General features: G+C 71.0%; 17 protein-coding genes, 1 tRNA gene and 1 pseudogene. 10 read left to right on the top strand and 9 right to left on the bottom strand.

Annotated features, from left to right (window positions below; translation table 11 throughout):
* Window positions 1-8 precede the first annotated feature (8 nt).
* Entirely contained in the window at window positions 9-428 is a 420-nt protein-coding gene (locus EU555_RS29465; RefSeq protein ID WP_245524557.1) for a hypothetical protein, read from the bottom strand.
* A gap of 85 nt (window positions 429-513) precedes the next feature.
* On the opposite strand from EU555_RS29465, the gene EU555_RS29460 reads away from it, so the two are divergent.
* From EU555_RS29460 to EU555_RS29450, 3 genes are all read left to right on the top strand, one after another.
* Window positions 514-1,161: a cytochrome b/b6 domain-containing protein gene (locus EU555_RS29460; RefSeq protein WP_135418902.1), complete on the top strand. Its 648-nt coding sequence runs from the start codon at window positions 514-516 to the stop codon at window positions 1,159-1,161.
* A 3-nt stretch (window positions 1,162-1,164) separates the two neighbouring features.
* Window positions 1,165-1,938, top strand: a complete 774-nt coding sequence (locus EU555_RS29455) for a molybdopterin-dependent oxidoreductase (protein WP_135418901.1) — start codon at window positions 1,165-1,167, stop codon at window positions 1,936-1,938.
* Window positions 1,939-2,002: 64 nt separating this feature from the next.
* Window positions 2,003-2,584: a chlorite dismutase family protein gene (locus EU555_RS29450; RefSeq protein WP_135418900.1), complete on the top strand. Its 582-nt coding sequence runs from the start codon at window positions 2,003-2,005 to the stop codon at window positions 2,582-2,584.
* Between the two features lie 218 nt (window positions 2,585-2,802).
* Here EU555_RS29450 and EU555_RS29445 read toward each other — a convergent pair whose 3' ends face one another.
* The gene (locus EU555_RS29445) at window positions 2,803-3,963 is read right to left on the bottom strand and encodes a patatin-like phospholipase family protein (protein ID WP_135418899.1); all 1,161 of its coding nucleotides are present in this window, start codon (window positions 3,961-3,963) and stop codon (window positions 2,803-2,805) included.
* A gap of 26 nt (window positions 3,964-3,989) precedes the next feature.
* Window positions 3,990-4,295 carry a hypothetical protein gene (locus EU555_RS29440; protein WP_135418898.1) on the bottom strand — a complete coding sequence of 102 codons (306 nt, stop codon included), beginning with the start codon at window positions 4,293-4,295 and terminating at the stop codon, window positions 3,990-3,992.
* A 374-nt stretch (window positions 4,296-4,669) separates the two neighbouring features.
* On the opposite strand from EU555_RS29440, the gene EU555_RS29435 reads away from it, so the two are divergent.
* Window positions 4,670-5,758, top strand: coding sequence for a LysR family transcriptional regulator (locus EU555_RS29435; protein ID WP_281041323.1), 1,089 nt, complete (start codon window positions 4,670-4,672; stop codon window positions 5,756-5,758).
* Window positions 5,759-5,787: 29 nt separating this feature from the next.
* On the opposite strand, the pseudogene EU555_RS37305 reads toward EU555_RS29435, so the two are convergent.
* Window positions 5,788-6,117 (bottom strand): annotated as a pseudogene (locus EU555_RS37305) (redoxin domain-containing protein); the annotation flags it as partial.
* 1,060 nt (window positions 6,118-7,177) lie between these two features.
* Window positions 7,178-7,267: transfer RNA gene (locus EU555_RS29425), tRNA-Ser, on the bottom strand.
* Between the two features lie 285 nt (window positions 7,268-7,552).
* On the opposite strand from EU555_RS29425, the gene EU555_RS29420 reads away from it, so the two are divergent.
* Entirely contained in the window at window positions 7,553-7,942 is a 390-nt protein-coding gene (locus EU555_RS29420; RefSeq protein WP_135418897.1) for a response regulator, read from the top strand.
* Window positions 7,943-8,332: 390 nt separating this feature from the next.
* Here the strand turns inward: EU555_RS29420 and EU555_RS29410 are convergent, their stop codons facing one another.
* From EU555_RS29410 to EU555_RS29395, 4 genes are all read right to left on the bottom strand, one after another.
* Window positions 8,333-8,539: a hypothetical protein gene (locus tag EU555_RS29410; RefSeq protein ID WP_135418895.1), complete on the bottom strand. Its 207-nt coding sequence runs from the start codon at window positions 8,537-8,539 to the stop codon at window positions 8,333-8,335.
* Between the two features lie 107 nt (window positions 8,540-8,646).
* A complete protein-coding gene (locus EU555_RS29405; RefSeq protein WP_135418894.1) occupies window positions 8,647-9,663 on the bottom strand; it encodes an ABC transporter substrate-binding protein in 1,017 nt (338 codons plus the stop codon).
* A 102-nt stretch (window positions 9,664-9,765) separates the two neighbouring features.
* Window positions 9,766-10,653: an ABC transporter permease gene (locus EU555_RS29400; RefSeq protein ID WP_425375166.1), complete on the bottom strand. Its 888-nt coding sequence runs from the start codon at window positions 10,651-10,653 to the stop codon at window positions 9,766-9,768.
* A gap of 23 nt (window positions 10,654-10,676) precedes the next feature.
* Window positions 10,677-11,447 carry an ABC transporter ATP-binding protein gene (locus tag EU555_RS29395; protein ID WP_135418893.1) on the bottom strand — a complete coding sequence of 257 codons (771 nt, stop codon included), beginning with the start codon at window positions 11,445-11,447 and terminating at the stop codon, window positions 10,677-10,679.
* A gap of 135 nt (window positions 11,448-11,582) precedes the next feature.
* On the opposite strand from EU555_RS29395, the gene EU555_RS29390 reads away from it, so the two are divergent.
* From EU555_RS29390 to EU555_RS36415, 5 genes are all read left to right on the top strand, one after another.
* Window positions 11,583-12,260: a response regulator transcription factor gene (locus EU555_RS29390; RefSeq protein ID WP_135418892.1), complete on the top strand. Its 678-nt coding sequence runs from the start codon at window positions 11,583-11,585 to the stop codon at window positions 12,258-12,260.
* 68 nt (window positions 12,261-12,328) lie between these two features.
* The gene (locus EU555_RS29385; RefSeq protein ID WP_135418891.1) at window positions 12,329-13,717 is read left to right on the top strand and encodes a sensor histidine kinase; all 1,389 of its coding nucleotides are present in this window, start codon (window positions 12,329-12,331) and stop codon (window positions 13,715-13,717) included.
* Window positions 13,714-14,832 (top strand): ABC transporter substrate-binding protein, encoded by a 1,119-nt coding sequence (locus EU555_RS29380; protein ID WP_135418890.1) that lies wholly within the window; start codon window positions 13,714-13,716, stop codon window positions 14,830-14,832. The genes EU555_RS29385 and EU555_RS29380 overlap by 4 nt, the downstream gene beginning before the upstream one ends.
* Before the next feature lie 59 nt (window positions 14,833-14,891).
* Complete coding sequence (locus EU555_RS29375) at window positions 14,892-15,074, top strand: hypothetical protein (protein ID WP_135418889.1); 183 nt, start codon at window positions 14,892-14,894, stop codon at window positions 15,072-15,074.
* A 188-nt stretch (window positions 15,075-15,262) separates the two neighbouring features.
* Entirely contained in the window at window positions 15,263-15,418 is a 156-nt protein-coding gene (locus tag EU555_RS36415) for a hypothetical protein (protein WP_167858700.1), read from the top strand.
* Window positions 15,419-15,608: the final 190 nt, after the last annotated feature.

The following is a 15,608-nucleotide window of genomic DNA, read 5'->3' as shown; positions in this document are numbered from 1 at the left end:
GGGGGGGCTCAATGGAACGGCTTGACCAGCCCGATCCGGATCGTTTCCTCCGGCGAGACCGCCGGGGCGGAGCCCGCGGCCGGCAGGGCCTGCAATTGCTCGGGCGTGAGGTCGAGGAGCGCCACGTGCTCGCCGAGCAGCCCCACCGCCTCGGTCGGGACCGCGACGGTGCGGCCGGAGAACCAGCCGGTCTCGACGCTGAGATCGACGCCGCCATCCGCCCGGCGCACCGCACCGCGCACGCGCCCGAGCACGGCCTGCCGCTCCGCCGGCTCGAGCAGGCGTCGGCCGACCAGGTCTGCGACCCGCACCGGCTGCGGGAAGCGGCGCGCCGCCTTGGCGGCCAGGGCAGGCAGGTCGACCGGGGCCGTCGCCGCCGCGGTCGGCCCTGCGAGGGCGAGCAGAATCATCAACGGGTAGGGTCGCACCTGATCCTCCTTCGTGCGTTGCTGAAGAGCTAAAGCAAAACACGGAATCAGTAAACAAAAATATCGTATAGACAGAGGATTTGAAATGCATACCATTGTATTGAATTCGACCGCTGCACGAGTGCGGCGGCTGCATCCGCTCGCAATCCGGGTCATGCACTGGACCAACGCCGCCGCAATGATCGTGCTGATCGGATCGGGCTGGGGGATCTACAACGATTCTGTGATCTTCCACGGGTTCGACTTCCCGGTGAAGATCGGCTCCTGGGCGGCCGAGAGCCTGCTCTGGCACTTCGCGGCGATGTGGGTGCTGGCCCTCAACGGCGCCGCCTACCTGATCTACGGCGTCGCGACCGGGCGGCTGCGCGAGCGCCTGCTCCCGATCCGTCTCGGCGACGTCGTCGAGACGGTGCGCGAGACGCTGCGGTTCAAGCTCGCGCACGAGGACCTGACGACGTACAACGCGGTGCAGAAGATCCTCTACATCGTGGTGATCCTCGCGGGCATCGCGCAGGTCGTGTCCGGCCTGGCGATCTGGAAGCCCGTGCAGTTCTCGGGACTCACCGACCTCCTCGGAGGCTTCCAGTCGGCCCGCCTGATCCACTTCCTCGGCATGGCGGTGATCGTCGGCTTCCTCGTCGTCCATGTCGCCCTCTCGCTGCTGGTGCCGCGCACGCTGCTGGCGATGCTGACCGGCGGCCCCGAACTCCCCGCGCGGCGCAAGGAGCCCTGAGCGATGCGGTCCCTCTTTCGTCCCTCCGTGCTGCCCGACCCGGGGATCCTCGACGATCACCGCCCGCTGATCCGATCGCTGGAAAGGCGGGGGTTCCTGCGCGGCGGGCTGTCGCTCGGCGCGCTGACGATGCTCACCGGCTGCGACGTCGGCGACTCGACCTCGGTCGGGATGGCCCTGCGGGCCATCTCGGCCTTCAACGACGGCGTCCAGGCGGCCTTGTTCGACCCGAACAAGCTCGCGCCCGAATATCCGCCGTCGGCGGTCCTGAAGCCGCCGCGCTTCAACGCCTACTACCCGATCGAGGAGGTGAAGCCGGTGGACGGGGCCGCCTGGAGGCTGGAACTCGCCGGCCTCATCCAGGACAGGAGGCCATGGACCCGGGAGATGATCGCCGCCCTGCCGCAGCGCGAGACGATCATCCGGCACATCTGCGTCGAGGGCTGGGACTATATCGGGCAGTGGTCCGGCGTGCCGCTCCGGACCTTCCTGGAGCGGGTCGGTGCGGATCTCCGGGCGCAATACGTCGCCTTCAAGACGGCCGACGACTACCCGAGCAGCATCGACATGGCGACGGCGCTGCATCCCCAGACGCTGCTCGCCACCACCTACGCGGGCGAGACGCTGCCCGACCCGTTCGGCTACCCGCTGCGGCTGCGCATGGCGACGAAGCTCGGGTTCAAGAACCCGAAATGGATCACCGCCATCGAGGTGACGAACACCTATCCGGGCGGGTACTGGGAGGACAGGGGGTTCAACTGGTTTAGCGGGCTCTAGACCGACCGAAGTTGGTACTCATTGTTGCAAATCTCCAAGACGCGCTGACATCGGGGGCTGCTCTATGACAAATCTCGCCTATTTCCGCGGCGGCTGCAGCGGACCCTGGCGGATCGTCAGCGTGGAGGCCGTCCGGGGCGAGACGCTCCCTTGCGCCGAGCGCCTCGAGATCGTGTCCTGCGCCGTGGCGGAGCCGGCACACCCTGTCGAGGCGTCATCCTGGACCCTGAAGGGCGTCGCCGGCCACGCGCGCTACGCGACGCGCCGGGAACTCGACATGCTCGGCGCGACGCAGGCGCCCCTCGGCCGCGGCGAGGCGACCTGCGCGGCCCTGATCCCGATCCGCAAGTCGCAGGGGTGGTGGACCCTCGCGCAGGACGAGCGCCGGATCATCTTCGAGGAAACCTCGCACCACACCGCGATCGGCACGGCCTACCTTCCGGCGGTGGCGCGCCGCCTGCACCATTGCCGCGATCTCGGGGAGCCGTTCGATTTCCTGACCTGGTTCGAGTTCGCCCCGGAGCATGCCGCCGCCTTCGACGCGCTGGTCGCCGCCCTGAGGGCGACGCCGGAATGGGGCTACGTGGAGCGGGAGGTCGATATCCGCCTCGCGTGGGATCCCGCCGCTTCACGGCAAGCAGCCTGATGGGAGCGCCCGTCACGACGGCGCGGGACGACGACATGCCTCCCTCGGCCTTTCCATCCTCGGCACGCTCCGGCTGGACGGCCGGCACCGCCGGCAGCCGGCCGGGTGCCGCCGATCGGCCCGGCGACGCCGCGGCGCGGGTCCACGGGGCTGCGGCGGGAACGGACAGCCCTGATCGTCGATGGCACGGACGCGGTGGAGCGGGCGCCGCCTGCGTGTCACCACGTCACCGCGGCGTGGCCCGCATCGGCCTCGTGCAGCACGAAACCTTCCAGGTCGTCGACCGCACGGGTCCACGGGGCCTGGGTGAGGACGCCGCGCGCGTGCCGGTAGCCCGCCTCCTCGCGCGCGCGGATCCCGGCCGGGCTGAAATCGATGTCGCGCAGGTGATCCTCCGCATCGAGCCGGGGTGCGAGGAGGCGCACGACGTGCATCCGGGTCAGGCAGCCATAGGCGGCGAGCGCCTTGATCTCCGGATCGGCCGCGACGTCGTCCGGCAGGCGCGCGGCGAGCTCGGCGATCACGTGGCGCAGCCGGTGCATCTGCTTCTGTCGCGTGATCTGGCTGTGGGCGCGGCTGGCATATTGCAGATCCTTCTGGCGGTTGACGACCTCCCAGAGCGTCTGCGGCTCGGGACCGGACGGGTTCCACATGTGCACCGCGAACACGATGCCGTCGCGGCGCGGGTTGTCGTCGAACACCGCCTCGACGGGCGTGTTCGACAGGATGCCGCCGTCCCAGTACAGATCGTCCCCGATGCGCACCGGCGGGAAGGCGGGAGGCAGCGCCCCGGACGCCATGACGTGGCGCAGGTCGAGGGCCTCCTCGCGGCTGTCGAAGTAGCGCATCCGGCCCGTGCGCACGGTGGCCGCCCCCACGGTCAGACGGCAGGCGCCGCTTTGCAGCACCGCGAGGTCGACCAGGTCTCCCAGGGTCTCGCGCAGAGGCGCCGTGGAGTAGTAGCCGACCGATTCCGGGCCGAGCGGCCAATGGGGACTGGCGAGCGCGAGGGGATTGGGGGCGAAGAAGCCCGGGACGCCCTGCATCAGCGTCCTCCAATGGGCGGAGATCGCCCCGAGGCCGGGCCAGCCGGAGAGCCGGCCGCGGATCCCGGCATGCTCGATCCGCTGCCAGAAGGCGGACAGGCGCTCCAGGCGGCGCTCGGGTGGGTTGCCGGCGATCAGGCTGCCGTTGATCGCCCCGATCGAGGTCCCGATCACCCAGTCGGGCTCGATCCCGGCCTCGTGCAGGGCGCGGTACACGCCGACCTGGTAGGCGCCGAGGGCGCCGCCGCCCTGGAGCACGAGGACCACCTGACCGAATGCCCGGAGGTTCGGTCGCTCGCCGGCCGGTGCGAGCCTCGGGTTCATCGTGTCCATGACGCTCTCCCTCGGCCCTGCGCGGGTCAGCGGTTCAGCGTGCCGCCCGCGCGCGACCCGGAGCCGTACCGGCGCAGGGCCGGATCCCGCTTCGCGATCGGGGAGGCACCGCCGGGTCCCGTCGAGGAGAGGCGGTTGTTCAGCGGTCCCCCGGCATGGCTCCCGGAGCCGAGGCGCCTCGGATCGGGCGCGATGACGGGTTTCGGCGTGCCTCCGGTCGTGCTGAGTCGGTCCCGGCCTGGCCCGCCCGTCTGCTGTCCGCTGCCGCTGTTCTGGGCAAAGGCGGGACCCGCGAGGCAGAGCGCGAGCCCGGCGACGAAGAGGCGGTTCATGGCGATCTCCGGTATGCCGCCACCCGGCGACGATCTCATGTGAGCACCGAGGGCGCTCCACGGGAAATCGCGAATGGTTATGGTTTCGATGCATGCCGCGCAGCGGCCGATGGCGAGCGCGATCAGGGCGGGCTTCGCCCTCTCCGGGAGGGACCGGTGCGGCATACCGGTCGGCTGCCGGCTGGCCCCTGTTGGGAAAGGGCGGCGACGGTCCCTCGGCCGCGGCGGTCCGTTCGGTCCTTGGAGGACGGGATCGCCGTGCGGGCGCGCGGTGACGTTTCGGCGGCGGGTGACCGGCCGGGCGGTCGCCAGGCTGTGACACCCGGGAGAGTGCGAATCCGTCCGGTCCCGGTACGGATGAAGCCCGGCCGTGATTGGCGTGGATCGAGCCCGGAACGGGGTTGGATGAGCCCATGGAGATGCATCAGGTCCGCTACTTCCTCGCGGTGGCCGAGCACCTGAACTTCACCCGCGCGGCCGAGCGGCTGCACGTCGCGCAGCCGTCGCTGACCCGCGCGATCCAGAAGCTTGAGGACGAGCTCGGCGGTCCGCTCTTTTGCCGCGAGCGCGCCAACACGCATCTGACCGAACTCGGGCGCCTCATGCGGCCGCACCTGCAGATGACCCTGGGGGCGGCCGAGGCCGCCAAGCGCCAGGCGCAGAGCTTCCGCAAGCGCGAGACGGGACAGCTCACCGTCGGGGCCTGCTCGTCCATCGCGGCCGAGACCGGAGTTCCGCTTCTCGCCCGCGTCTCGGCGGAGATCGGCGAGCTGGCCCTTCAGGTCGAGATCGGTCCGGCGGACCTCGTCGAGGAGAAGCTCATCGCCGGCGACATCGACGCGGCCCTGCTCGCCCATGTCGAGGAAGCGGCCGAGAGCCGTCACGAGCGTTTCGACCTCCGCGCCGTCGCCGAGGACATGTTCTGCGTCGCCTTCGCGCCCGGACACCGCTTCGAGGCGTCGCGCGAGGTGGTGCTCGAGGATCTCGACGGCGAGCCGCTCATCGTGCACCTCGGCTGCCGCCACGAGGACGCGATCGCCGCCGCCATGAAGGCGAGGAGCATCAACCGACCGGGTCGCCCGCCATGCGAGCGGGGACGAGCGCTGGCTCGCCGGCTTCGTTCGGGAGGGCCTCGGTTGCATCCTCTGGCCGGAAAGCACCGCCCGCGCCAGAGCACTACCGTACCGCCGGCTCGCCGACCTGCCACTCCGGTACAGGGTGGTTCTCACGACGATGGCGGGCCGCGGTCACTCGCCGGCGCTCGCCGCGCTGGTGCGGTAGGCGAAGGGTGCGGGTTCGTCGCGGCAGGCGGAGGCCGCGGAGGCCGCGGGGGCGGCCTGACCGCGTCGGGCCGTGCCGGTCTCGGCGCGGAGCGACACGACGATGGCGCCGGGGTCGAGGCGCCGGGTAAAGTCCGGATCGTGTGGGCGAGCGCGATGGCGCCGTCGGGGCGGATCACGTAAGTGGCAGGGATCGGGAGCAGCCACGCATCGGTGCCGTAGGCGCGCGACAGGTCGATGCCGGCCCCGAGCAGGGCTCGGCGCAGACTGTCCGGCAGGCGGAAGACGAGCCCGTATTGCAGCCCGACCCCGTTCATCGGGTCCCTGAGAACCGTGAGGCCGTCGACGCCGCGGCTCCGTTCGATCAGGGTCTCGGACGGGGCCTGCGGCGAGACCATCACGAGGCTCGCGCCGGCCGCGGCGAGATCCGGCAGCGCCTCGAGCAGCGCCTCGATCTCGATGCGGCAGAAGGAGCACCACTCACCGCGCAAGAAGCTCAGGACGACGGGCCCCCCCCGCAGCCGCTCGGCCAATGACACCATCACCCCGTCCGGATCGCGCAGGGCGAAATCGGGCGCACGGTCACCGGCCCGCTTCGCGCGGGCCGCGACTCCGCTGCGGCGCAGACCGCTGATCGCGGTCTCCATGCACGCCCGGTAAGCGCTGTCGAGCTGGCTTCTCCGGGCATCGAGGCGCGTCCGCAGCGATGCGCCCGTTCCGGTTTCCGCCATGCCGCCCTCTCGACCGTGAAGCGCCGTCTCGCGCGCTTCCCTGACGGCCGCAGGGTAGAACGGAAATCGCCCGGACCCGAGAGGATTTCGTCAGAGCGCCTGTCTCGACGTCGCAGCCATGCGACAGGCGGGGCAACACTCCGCGCGCGCTTCGACGGGATCACCGCGTCGGCCCTCGCACAGCGAGCGGCGGGCATCGCCTCCACGCCGGCGACCGCCGCGTAGCCGGCCGGCACTCAAGCCGCCGGTCCTCTGCCGCGCCGCGAACGCGGTCAACTGGCTTTGCCTCCTGGCGAAGGGAAGACGGCGCACGGCACTCGCCCGCTTGATGACCTCGCGTTCCCTGTTTCAGCGTCGGGCACATGACAGCAAAAGACGGCAGCCGTTAAGTGCACCTCACGGAACTCCCGCTGCGCCGAGGCCGCCATACTGAGCAATACCGGCGATCGGGAGTTTCGTGAGGGACACCAAGTCCGTTGCCGGGTGACGGGCAGCCGTTCGAGCGGCTCCGATCAGGGGCGCGCTGCCGACGCGCGCAACCCGAGCAGGTGCCTTCGAACGGTTGCGGAGGCATCTGGGCGCGCCCTTCGCGCATTTACCGATCAGGCCGACATCGCACCGCTTGGTTCAGCGCGGTCACGCTCCCATGTGGAGGTCGCCTTTCGGCGATCAACGTCTTGGCGCGGGCAGGAGGAGCCGTGCCCGCCGCCCTGTCCATCGATCGTTGTCGTCGCGACGTTGCTGCCTTGCAGCAAGGCCTATCCTGCCCGCAGGTGGCCGGGCGGTTCGGCATCTGAACGGCCGATGCCCCAGGGCACGAACCCTGACCTCGTCGAAAACCTATTTGAAGTCAGTGATTTGTAAGGATTTCTGGCGGAGAGAGAGGGATTCGAACCCTCGATACGGTTGCCCGTATACACGCGTTCCAGGCGTGCGCCTTCAACCACTCGGCCACCTCTCCGGGCCAGACCTGCGGGGCGGCGCGCCGCCCGTTCGGGTCAGGTGCCGTCCTCTAGCGGGGCGCGGGCCTTGGCGCAAGCGCGAGATCGCCCGGCCCGCCGATTCCGCGCCGGTGCGGGCACGGCACCGCTGCAACCGGTGCAGGGGATCCGTCGTTTGGATCAACGGCCGGTGCGCCCGCGCCGGCCGGCCGGGATCGGCCGCCCGAAGACAGACACCGCCCGCCGACCGCGCCGCTCCCGGGCAGGCGCCGCCGGGGCGGGTCCGACCGGCAAGGACAGGCGACGTGGGAAGCGACACCGTGACTGCAAAGGACGAGCGGCCCGTGATCCTGGTGGTGGAGGACGAGGCGCTGACCATCATGGACCTCAGCGACGTGCTCGATGCGGCCGGCTACGAGGCGCTGCAATCGGCCTCCGCCGAGCGCGCCCTCGGCCTCCTGACCGGCCGCGACGACATCGTCGCGCTGATCACCGACGTGGAACTCTCCGGCAAGACCGACGGCTTCGACCTCGCCCGGGCAGCCGCCCAGATGCGGCCCGACCTGCCGATCGTCGTCGTCTCCGGCCGCAGCAAGCCCGATCCCGACCGGATGCCGGCCCATGCCCGCTTCGTCGCCCGGCCCTGCCGCGGTGACGACATCCTGGAGGTCCTCAGGTCCTTGATGAAGGCGTGAGGCAGGGCGCCGGCGGGCCGGCCGGCTCCGGCTCCGCCAGCCACACCTCGACCGGGGCGCAGGCCGGGCCGAAATCGAGGATCAGGTTGCGCAACCGGCGCCCCGGGCTTCCGGGCTCTCCGGGCATGTCGACGAACTCGCCCACGGCACGCAGGACACCCTCGATCCTGCGTCGACCCAAGGTCAAGCTGACGGGTGTACCGCTGCAGGTATCCACGCTCCGGCGCTCCTCTCTGTCCGACTGTTCGTCGACCGGATAACGCGGTGCGGCAAAGCCCGGTCCCACCGGGCCGCGATCAGGGTTACGGCCTGGTCACCCACGTGCACGACTCGAAACTCTGCACTGTGGGGTTGCGCCCCGGCGCGTTCGGCCGGGGCGACGCCCCGGGCTCAGTCGCCGCCGGCCTTGAGGGCGCGCAGGCGCCGTGCCCCGGCTTCCGCCGGGCTGCAGGCGGGGGAGAGGCGGCGCTCGATGGCGTCGAGCTGGCGGCTCTGGGCCGCCAGCAGGTGGCGCAGGGCCACGATGCTGGCCTGGAGGGCCCGGGCATCCGCGAGCGGATCCAGGGGCGGGAGGAGCTGCGTCGGGTGAGTCGGCATGGCCCCCATCAGGGCGGGGCATGCTTAACCAGAGGTAAAAAAGCCTCTCCGCGCCGCAGCGTGAAGAGGCCGGTGACGTGGGGGCCCGCCGACGGCGACCCAGGGGATCAGCTGCCGGCGCGCTCGCGCAGGGCCGGGATGAACAGGTCCTGCCAGGTCGCCGGCTTGGTCTTCATGATGCCGGCCCGGTGCATGAAGGTCACGAACTCCATGATCCCGTGCGGCGTCGCCGAGAACCGGCTGTCCGGGTCCTCGAGGATCTGCGCGACCTCCTCGGGCGCTACCTTCACCTTCGAGGCGCGGGCGAAGATCGCGGCGGTCTCGGCCTTGTTCTTGACGATGAAGTCGCAGGACTCGTCGAGGGCAGCCAGGAAGGCCTGGGTGATCTTCGGGTTCGCCTCGGTGAAGCGCTTGAGCGCGAACACCACGTCGAGGGTGATGTCGCCGAAGACCTGGGAGGCCTTGAGGATGGTGCGGATCTTCGGGTCGGCGCGCTCGACCTGGGTGAAGGGCGGCGAGGCGAAGTGGGCGACGATCTCGGTCTTGCCCGACAGGAGGGCGGCGACCGCCTCCGGGTGGGGCAGGCCGACGGTGCTCGAATCGAGCTTGCTGTAGTTCTCCGGCCCGAACTGCTTGGCCACCGCCATCTGCAGCACCACCGCGGCGAGCGAGGTCTTGATGCCCGGGATCGCGATCTTGTCCTTCGGGGTGAAGTCGGCGAGCGACTTGATCTCCGGCTTGTTGACGTTCAGGTCGAGCGCCGTGGTCGACATGCCGGAGACGCCGATCACCTCGGTCTTGGCGCTGCCGCGCCCCTTCGCCCACAGGGCGAGGAAGCCCGGGGCGCCGGTGCCGGCGATGTCGAGGGAGCCGGCGATCATCGCGTCGTTGATGACGTTGCCGCCATCCAGCGTGAGCCAGGTCACCTTGACGTCGCCCAGGCCCGCCTTGGCGGCCTGGGATTCCAGGAACTTCTTCTCCTGCATCACGAAGAGCGGCAGGTAGAGGACGCCGTAGCCCTTGGAGATGCGGACCTCGGACACCTCGGCGCGGGCCGGGGCGAGGGCCATCGAGAGCGCCAGGGCGGCGCCGGCCGCCAGGCCGAGGATCTTGCGAGCGAACATTGCGGTGAGCCTCCCGGTGTCGTTGCGGATTTCGCCGTCGGATTTCGTCGTTCTTGCCCCCTGGGCCGCGGCCGGTCCAGGGGGATGTGGCGCTTCATGTCCTCAGTGCTGCATGCCCCAGCGCCGGATGGTCTTCTTCTCGATGTTGGCGAAGATCACGTTCTCGACGAACAGGCCGATCATGATGACGGTGAACAGGCCGGCGAAGACGTTGGTGGTCTCGAGCGCGTTGCGGTTCTCGAAGATGTACCAGCCGAGCCCGCCCGAGCCCGAGGACACGCCGAAGACCAGCTCCGCCGCGATCAGCGTGCGCCAGGCGAAGGCCCAGCCGACCTTGAGGCCGGTGAGGATCGACGGGAAGGCCGCCGGGATCAGGATCGTCCTCACCAGGCTTAAGGAGCGCAGGCCGTAATTGAGCCCGACCATCCGGAGCGTGTTCGAGACCGAGCGGAAGCCCGCATGGGTGTTGAGCGCGATCGCCCACAGCACCGAGTGGACGAGGACGAAGACCACGCTGCCCTGCCCGAGGCCGAACCAGATCAGCGCCAGCGGCAGGAGCGCGATCGCCGGCAGGGGGTTGAACATCGCGGTCAGGGTCTCGAGCAGGTCGGTGCCCAGCCGCGAGCCGATCGCCAGCGTGGTCAGGAGCGCCGCTAAGCCGATGCCGATGCCGTAGCCGATGGCGAGGGTCTGGAGCGAGACCAGCGCCTTCGCGGGGATCTCGCCGCTCAGGACCGCCGTGGCGAAGGCCTCGACCGTGGCGCTGAAGGTCGGGAACAGGAGCGGGTTGTCGAGCCAGCGGCCATAGACCTCCCAGAGCAGCGCGAGACCGGCGAGCACCAGGGCCTTGCGCAGCCAGCTCTGGCGGTAGGCCAGCTCGGTGAAGGACAGGCGCTGCTCGACGCTGATCGCGCCGGGGGCGGCGGTCTCGCGGACGATCTCGGGTCGCGGCCTGAGGGGTGTGCTGAGGGGGGCGGCGGTTGCGGTCACGGCGTGTCTCCCGGGTTCTTAGGTCAGGCGAACAGCATGTCGTTGATGCGGGTCTCGAGGGCGCCCTGCGCGGCGGTGCCGAGTTCGGAGGCCGGCAGGCTGTTGAGCTCCGCCTTGACCTGTCCCGGATGGGGCGAGAGCAGCAGGATGCGGGTGCCGACCTTGATCGCCTCCTCGATCGAGTGGGTGACGAACAGCACCGTGAACCGGGTGTCCTCCCACAGGCGCAGCAACTCGTCCTGCATCTTGCGGCGGGTCAGCGCATCGAGGGCCGCGAAGGGCTCGTCCATCAGCAGGATGTCGGGCTCCATCGCCATGCCGCGGGCGATCGCCACGCGCTGCTTCATGCCGCCCGACAGCATGTGCGGGAAGGAATCGGCGAACTTCGCCAGACCCACCTTCTCGATATAGGCCATCGCCCGGTCGTCCGCTTCAGCGCCGGTGGCGCGGCCGGACGCCGTGAGCGCGAAGGCGACGTTCTGCCTGACGGTCTTCCAGGGCAGGAGCTGGTCGAATTCCTGGAAGACCATCATCCGGTCGGGGCCGGGCTCGGTGACCTTGCGGCCCTTGAGCCTGATCTCGCCCTCGACCGGATTCATGTAGCCGCCGATCGCCTTGAGCAGGGTGGACTTGCCGCAGCCCGACGGCCCGAGCAGGATGTAGCGGTCGCCCGGCATCACCTCGAAATCGACCCGGTAGGTCGCGGTGACGAGGTGATCGGTGGTCTTGTACTGGAGCGTGACGCCCTCGACCGCGAGCAGGGGCTCGGGGATGATGTCCGGACGCGCATTCATGATGGTGACCTCCCCGTGGATCCGTCGCGATGCCCGCTTCACGGCCTCTTGGCCGGGCGTTGGACGTTGGGGTAGCGTCCGACCCTGTTGCCAAACTGACAGATATCTCCACCCCGCGACCGAAGAGGAATTTTCGTGCGCATCCTGCTCGTCGAGGACACGCGCGACGTCGGCGAGGCCATCGCGGCGCGCCTCAAGGCGCTCGGCCACGCGGTCGACTGGGAGGTCGACGGCGCGGCGGGCGACGCGCTGCTGGAGGTCCAGGCCTACGACCTCGTGATCCTCGACGTGAACCTGCCGGGGCTCGACGGCTTCGCGATCCTGAAGCGCCTGCGGGCCCGCAAAGGGCCGGTGCCGGTGCTGGTGCTCACCGCCCGCTCGGAGGTCGACGACCGGGTCGGGGCGCTGGATCTCGGCGCCGACGACTACCTGGTGAAGCCGTTCGACTTCCGCGAGCTGGAGGCGCGGGTCCGGGCGCTCTTGCGCCGCAACACCGGCCACGCCGACAACGCGCTCACGTTGGGCAACCTGCGCCTCGACCGGGAGGCCCGCAGCGCCAGCGTGGCGGGCGAGCCCCTCGACCTGACGCGGCGGGAATGGACCCTGATCGAGATCCTGGCCGCCCGGCCGGGCCGCATCTTCGCCAAGGGCGAGCTCCTCGAGCGGGTCTTCGCCTTCGAGGAGGAATCGAGCGAGAACGCCGTCGAGCAGATCGTGGCGCGCCTGCGCCGCAAGCTCGCCGCCGCCGGCGCGAGGGCCGAGATCCGGACGCTGCGCGGCCTCGGCTACCAGGTCGTCTGCCAAGAGACGTGATTCAATGCACGTGATCCGGGAGCCGTGATTGCGGCCGTGATCCCCGAAGGAAGCTGATTTCCCCGAGAATGATCCCCCGCACGCCTTCGCTGTTCGCCCGCCTCGTCGCGGTGCTGGCCCTCGTCCTCGCCGCGGGCGCCGGCCTGCTCCTCGTCGCCGCCTGGGCCTCGGCCCGGCTCGCGGCCGACGAGGCCTATGACCGGCTGCTCGTCGGGGCGGCGCTGCAGATCGCCGAGACCATCGCCAGCGACGGGCGCGAGGTCTCGGTCGATCCGCCCTTCTCGGCCTTCGAGACCCTGGCGCTCAGCCCCCGCGACCGGATCTTCTACAAGGTGGTCGACCCCGCCGACGGTCTGCTCACCGGGGACGCCGACCTCGCGGTGCCGGTCGAGCGGGCGCGCCTCGCCGGGGGGCCGCTCCTCCTCGACTGGGAGCATCGCGGCCAGGCGGTGCGGGCGGTGGTGGCCGGCCGCTACGTGCCGGACGCGGCGCGGACGGGCTTCGCCGCCGTGGTGGTGGCCCAGACCCGCGAGGCCCGGGCCCGGCTCGCCCGCGAGCTGACCGTCAAGGCGAGCCTGATGGTCCTGGCGATGAGCGCGCTCGCCCTCGGGGCGGTCGCGGTGGCGGTGCGCGCGGCGTTGCGCCCCCTGCGCGCCATCGAGGGCGTGCTGGCGGCCCGCGGCCCCAACGACCTCAACCCGCTCGGCCTCGCCGCCCCGCGGGAGATCCACCTCCTCGTCGCCTCGATCGACCACTTCATGGGGCGGCTCGCCGGCCACGTCGCGGTGATGAAGCGCTTCATCGCCGACGCGGCGCACCAGATCCGCACGCCGCTGACCGCGCTCGCCGCCCAGCTCGACCTCCTGTCGAGCGAGACCGACGAGGCGCGCCGGCACGACCAGCTCGCCCGCGTCCGCGAGCGCACGGCGGAGCTCGGGCGCCTCACCAACCAGCTCCTCAACCACGCCATGGTGATCCACCGCGCCCGCGCGGTGGCGTTCGGCCCCGTCGACGTGGCGGGGCTCGCCCGCCGCACCCTGATCGACGCCGTGCAGCAGGCCGGCGACCGGGCGGTCGATATCGGCTACGAGGGGCCGGACGAGCCCCTGACCATCTCCGGCGACGCGATCGCCCTGCGCGAGGCCCTGGCCAACCTGATCCACAATGCCTTCAAGCACGGCGCCCCCGGCCGGCTCACGGTCCGGGTCGAGCGGGAGCGCGACCGGGTGCTGCTGGCGGTGGAGGATGACGGGCCCGGCATCCCGGCGAGCGACTGGGCGCGGGTGCGCGAGCCGTTCCAGTCCGCCTCCGGCGGCGCGGCCGGGTCCGGCCTCGGCCTCACCATCGCGGCCGAGGTGGCGGCGGCCCATGGCGGCGAGATGCGCTTCGCGTCCCATTCGGAGCGGGGCTTCGCGGTGATCCTGGCCCTGCCGGCCGAAGGGGAGGCGCGGCCGTGATCCGGCTCCTCGCCCTCCTGCTCGCGCTCGCCGGCCCGGCCGCCGCCGCGGAGACGCGCCGCTTCCCGGCGAGCGAGCCCGCGCGCACGACCCTGACGATCCGGGCGGCCGCCGACCTCGACGCGATGGCGCCGCTGATCCGCGACTACCAGCAGCTCTATCCGGACGTGACGGTGGTCTACCACGAATACGTCACCGCCGACCTGTTCGGCGAGGTGGCGGCGGCCTGCGCGGCCGGGCGGGAGCGCAGCGGCTACGCGGCGGACCTGGTGATCTCCTCGTCGGTCGACCACCTGATCAAGCTCGCCAATGACGGCTGCGCCCGGGCGCACCGCTCGATCGAGACCGGGCGCCAGCCCGACTGGGCGACCTGGCGCGACGAGGTGTTCGGCTTCACCACCGAGCCGGCGGTGATCGCCTACCGGCCCGACCTCGTGCCCCGCGAGGACCTGCCGCGCAGCCGGGTCGAGCTCGTCGACCTCCTGCGGCGCAAGCCCGAGGCCTATGCCGGACGGATCGGCTCCTACGACATCACGATGTCGGGCATCGGCTACCTGTTCGCCGCCTACGACGCCCGCAATGCCGCCACCTACGGGCGCCTCGTCGAGGCGTTCGGGCGGGCGAACCTGCGGGTGCGCTGCTGCACCGGCGACCTGATCGCCGACCTCGAGGCCGGGCGGATCGCCATCGGCTACAACCTGCTCGGCTCCTACGTCTACGGGGCGATGCGGCGCGGCGCCCGCCTCGGCCTGGTGGTGCCGCGGGACTACACCCTGGTCCTGAGCCGCGCCGCCCTGGTCCCGGTCACCGCCCGGGCGACCGGGGACGCCTTCGCGTTCCTCGACTACCTTCTCTCCGCCCGCGGGCAGCGGGTCTCGCGCGAGCAGGCCTTCTTCTTCGACCGAACCGGGCCGCTGCCGCCCGGGGTCGACGGGCCGCCGAGCCTCTCGGCCGCCGGGATCTTCCGGCCGATCACCGTCGGGCCGGTGCTGCTCGCGGTGCAGGACCGGGCCAAGCGCGCCCGCTTCCTCGCCGAGTGGCGCCAGTCGATCGGGCCGGAGGCGCAGCGGGGGGCCGATGCACCGCGGACCGGCCGCCGGGCGGAGGAGCCCTGAGGCGTCCCCGCAACCTCCCGGAGGATCCGGCCGTTGACCGGGCGGAGGTGCGTGTCGCCATGAAGGGATCGCCGTACAGCCTGTGGCTCTCCGCCGCCAACCGGGCCGCCGGCTTCTGGATGGGTCATGCCGCCAACGCGGTGCGACGCCGGCAGCGGGCGGCGCTCACCGAACTCGGCAAGGCCGCGAACCCGAAGACGAAGACGAAGCGCCGGGGACGAACGAAGCGGCGCGCGGTCTGATCACACGGGTCCCGCGAGCGGAGGTCCTCTCCGTTCCGAGTCGCCTCTCCCTCCGGATCGCCCTGCACCCCGAGGCGCCGTCGCAACGCGGCCCGCATTCTGCCCCTTCGCGGCCGCCCCGAATCACCCTAAGCTTCCTGCCCTTGAGCCGGACCGCAATGAACGGGCCGGCCACGGAGGAGGCACCCATGCACGATCCGGTGCGCATCACGGTGCGGCCCGATGGCCGCTACACGCTCTATCGCGGCGAGACCCCGCTGATCTTCGGCCTGACCCGCGAGATGGCCTTCAGCCTGGCCGAGAGCTGCGGCGTCGTCATCGAGCGGGCCTACAGCATCAACTGACGGCGTCGCGCAGGTTCACGCGTCGGCCGTGAAGAACGGCTAAATCGTTGGAAGATCGCGCGGATTGGTTATGCACACGTCTTCGCGCGTGCAAGGGCTTGGCGTGGGTCAGTGGGTTTCCTTGCAAATTGCACGCGCGGCGAGGGCGTGATTCCCTGCTCCTGACGACGGGAGCGGGAGACGGGGCATG

Origin of the sequence: Methylobacterium nonmethylotrophicum (genome assembly GCF_004745635.1) — a bacterium.
Lineage (GTDB): Bacteria > Pseudomonadota > Alphaproteobacteria > Rhizobiales > Beijerinckiaceae > Methylobacterium > Methylobacterium nonmethylotrophicum.
The sequence above is the reverse complement of the archived record's forward strand: the minus strand, read 5'-3'. Positions and strand labels throughout refer to the sequence as shown.

What these genes read in the sequence shown, in the direction of transcription:
- EU555_RS29460 (WP_135418902.1), top strand. Translation starts at nt 514, where the DNA reads ATGCATACCATTGTATTGAATTCGACCGCTGCACGAGTGCGGCGGCTG.
- EU555_RS29455 (WP_135418901.1), top strand. Translation starts at nt 1,165, where the DNA reads ATGCGGTCCCTCTTTCGTCCCTCCGTGCTGCCCGACCCGGGGATCCTC.
- EU555_RS29450 (WP_135418900.1), top strand. Translation starts at nt 2,003, where the DNA reads ATGACAAATCTCGCCTATTTCCGCGGCGGCTGCAGCGGACCCTGGCGG.
- EU555_RS29445 (WP_135418899.1), bottom strand. Translation starts at nt 3,963, where the DNA reads ATGGACACGATGAACCCGAGGCTCGCACCGGCCGGCGAGCGACCGAAC.
- EU555_RS29440 (WP_135418898.1), bottom strand. Translation starts at nt 4,295, where the DNA reads ATGAACCGCCTCTTCGTCGCCGGGCTCGCGCTCTGCCTCGCGGGTCCC.
- EU555_RS29410 (WP_135418895.1), bottom strand. Translation starts at nt 8,539, where the DNA reads ATGCCGACTCACCCGACGCAGCTCCTCCCGCCCCTGGATCCGCTCGCG.
- EU555_RS29405 (WP_135418894.1), bottom strand. Translation starts at nt 9,663, where the DNA reads ATGTTCGCTCGCAAGATCCTCGGCCTGGCGGCCGGCGCCGCCCTGGCG.
- EU555_RS29395 (WP_135418893.1), bottom strand. Translation starts at nt 11,447, where the DNA reads ATGAATGCGCGTCCGGACATCATCCCCGAGCCCCTGCTCGCGGTCGAG.
- EU555_RS29385 (WP_135418891.1), top strand. Translation starts at nt 12,329, where the DNA reads ATGATCCCCCGCACGCCTTCGCTGTTCGCCCGCCTCGTCGCGGTGCTG.
- EU555_RS29375 (WP_135418889.1), top strand. Translation starts at nt 14,892, where the DNA reads ATGAAGGGATCGCCGTACAGCCTGTGGCTCTCCGCCGCCAACCGGGCC.
- EU555_RS36415 (WP_167858700.1), top strand. Translation starts at nt 15,263, where the DNA reads ATGCACGATCCGGTGCGCATCACGGTGCGGCCCGATGGCCGCTACACG.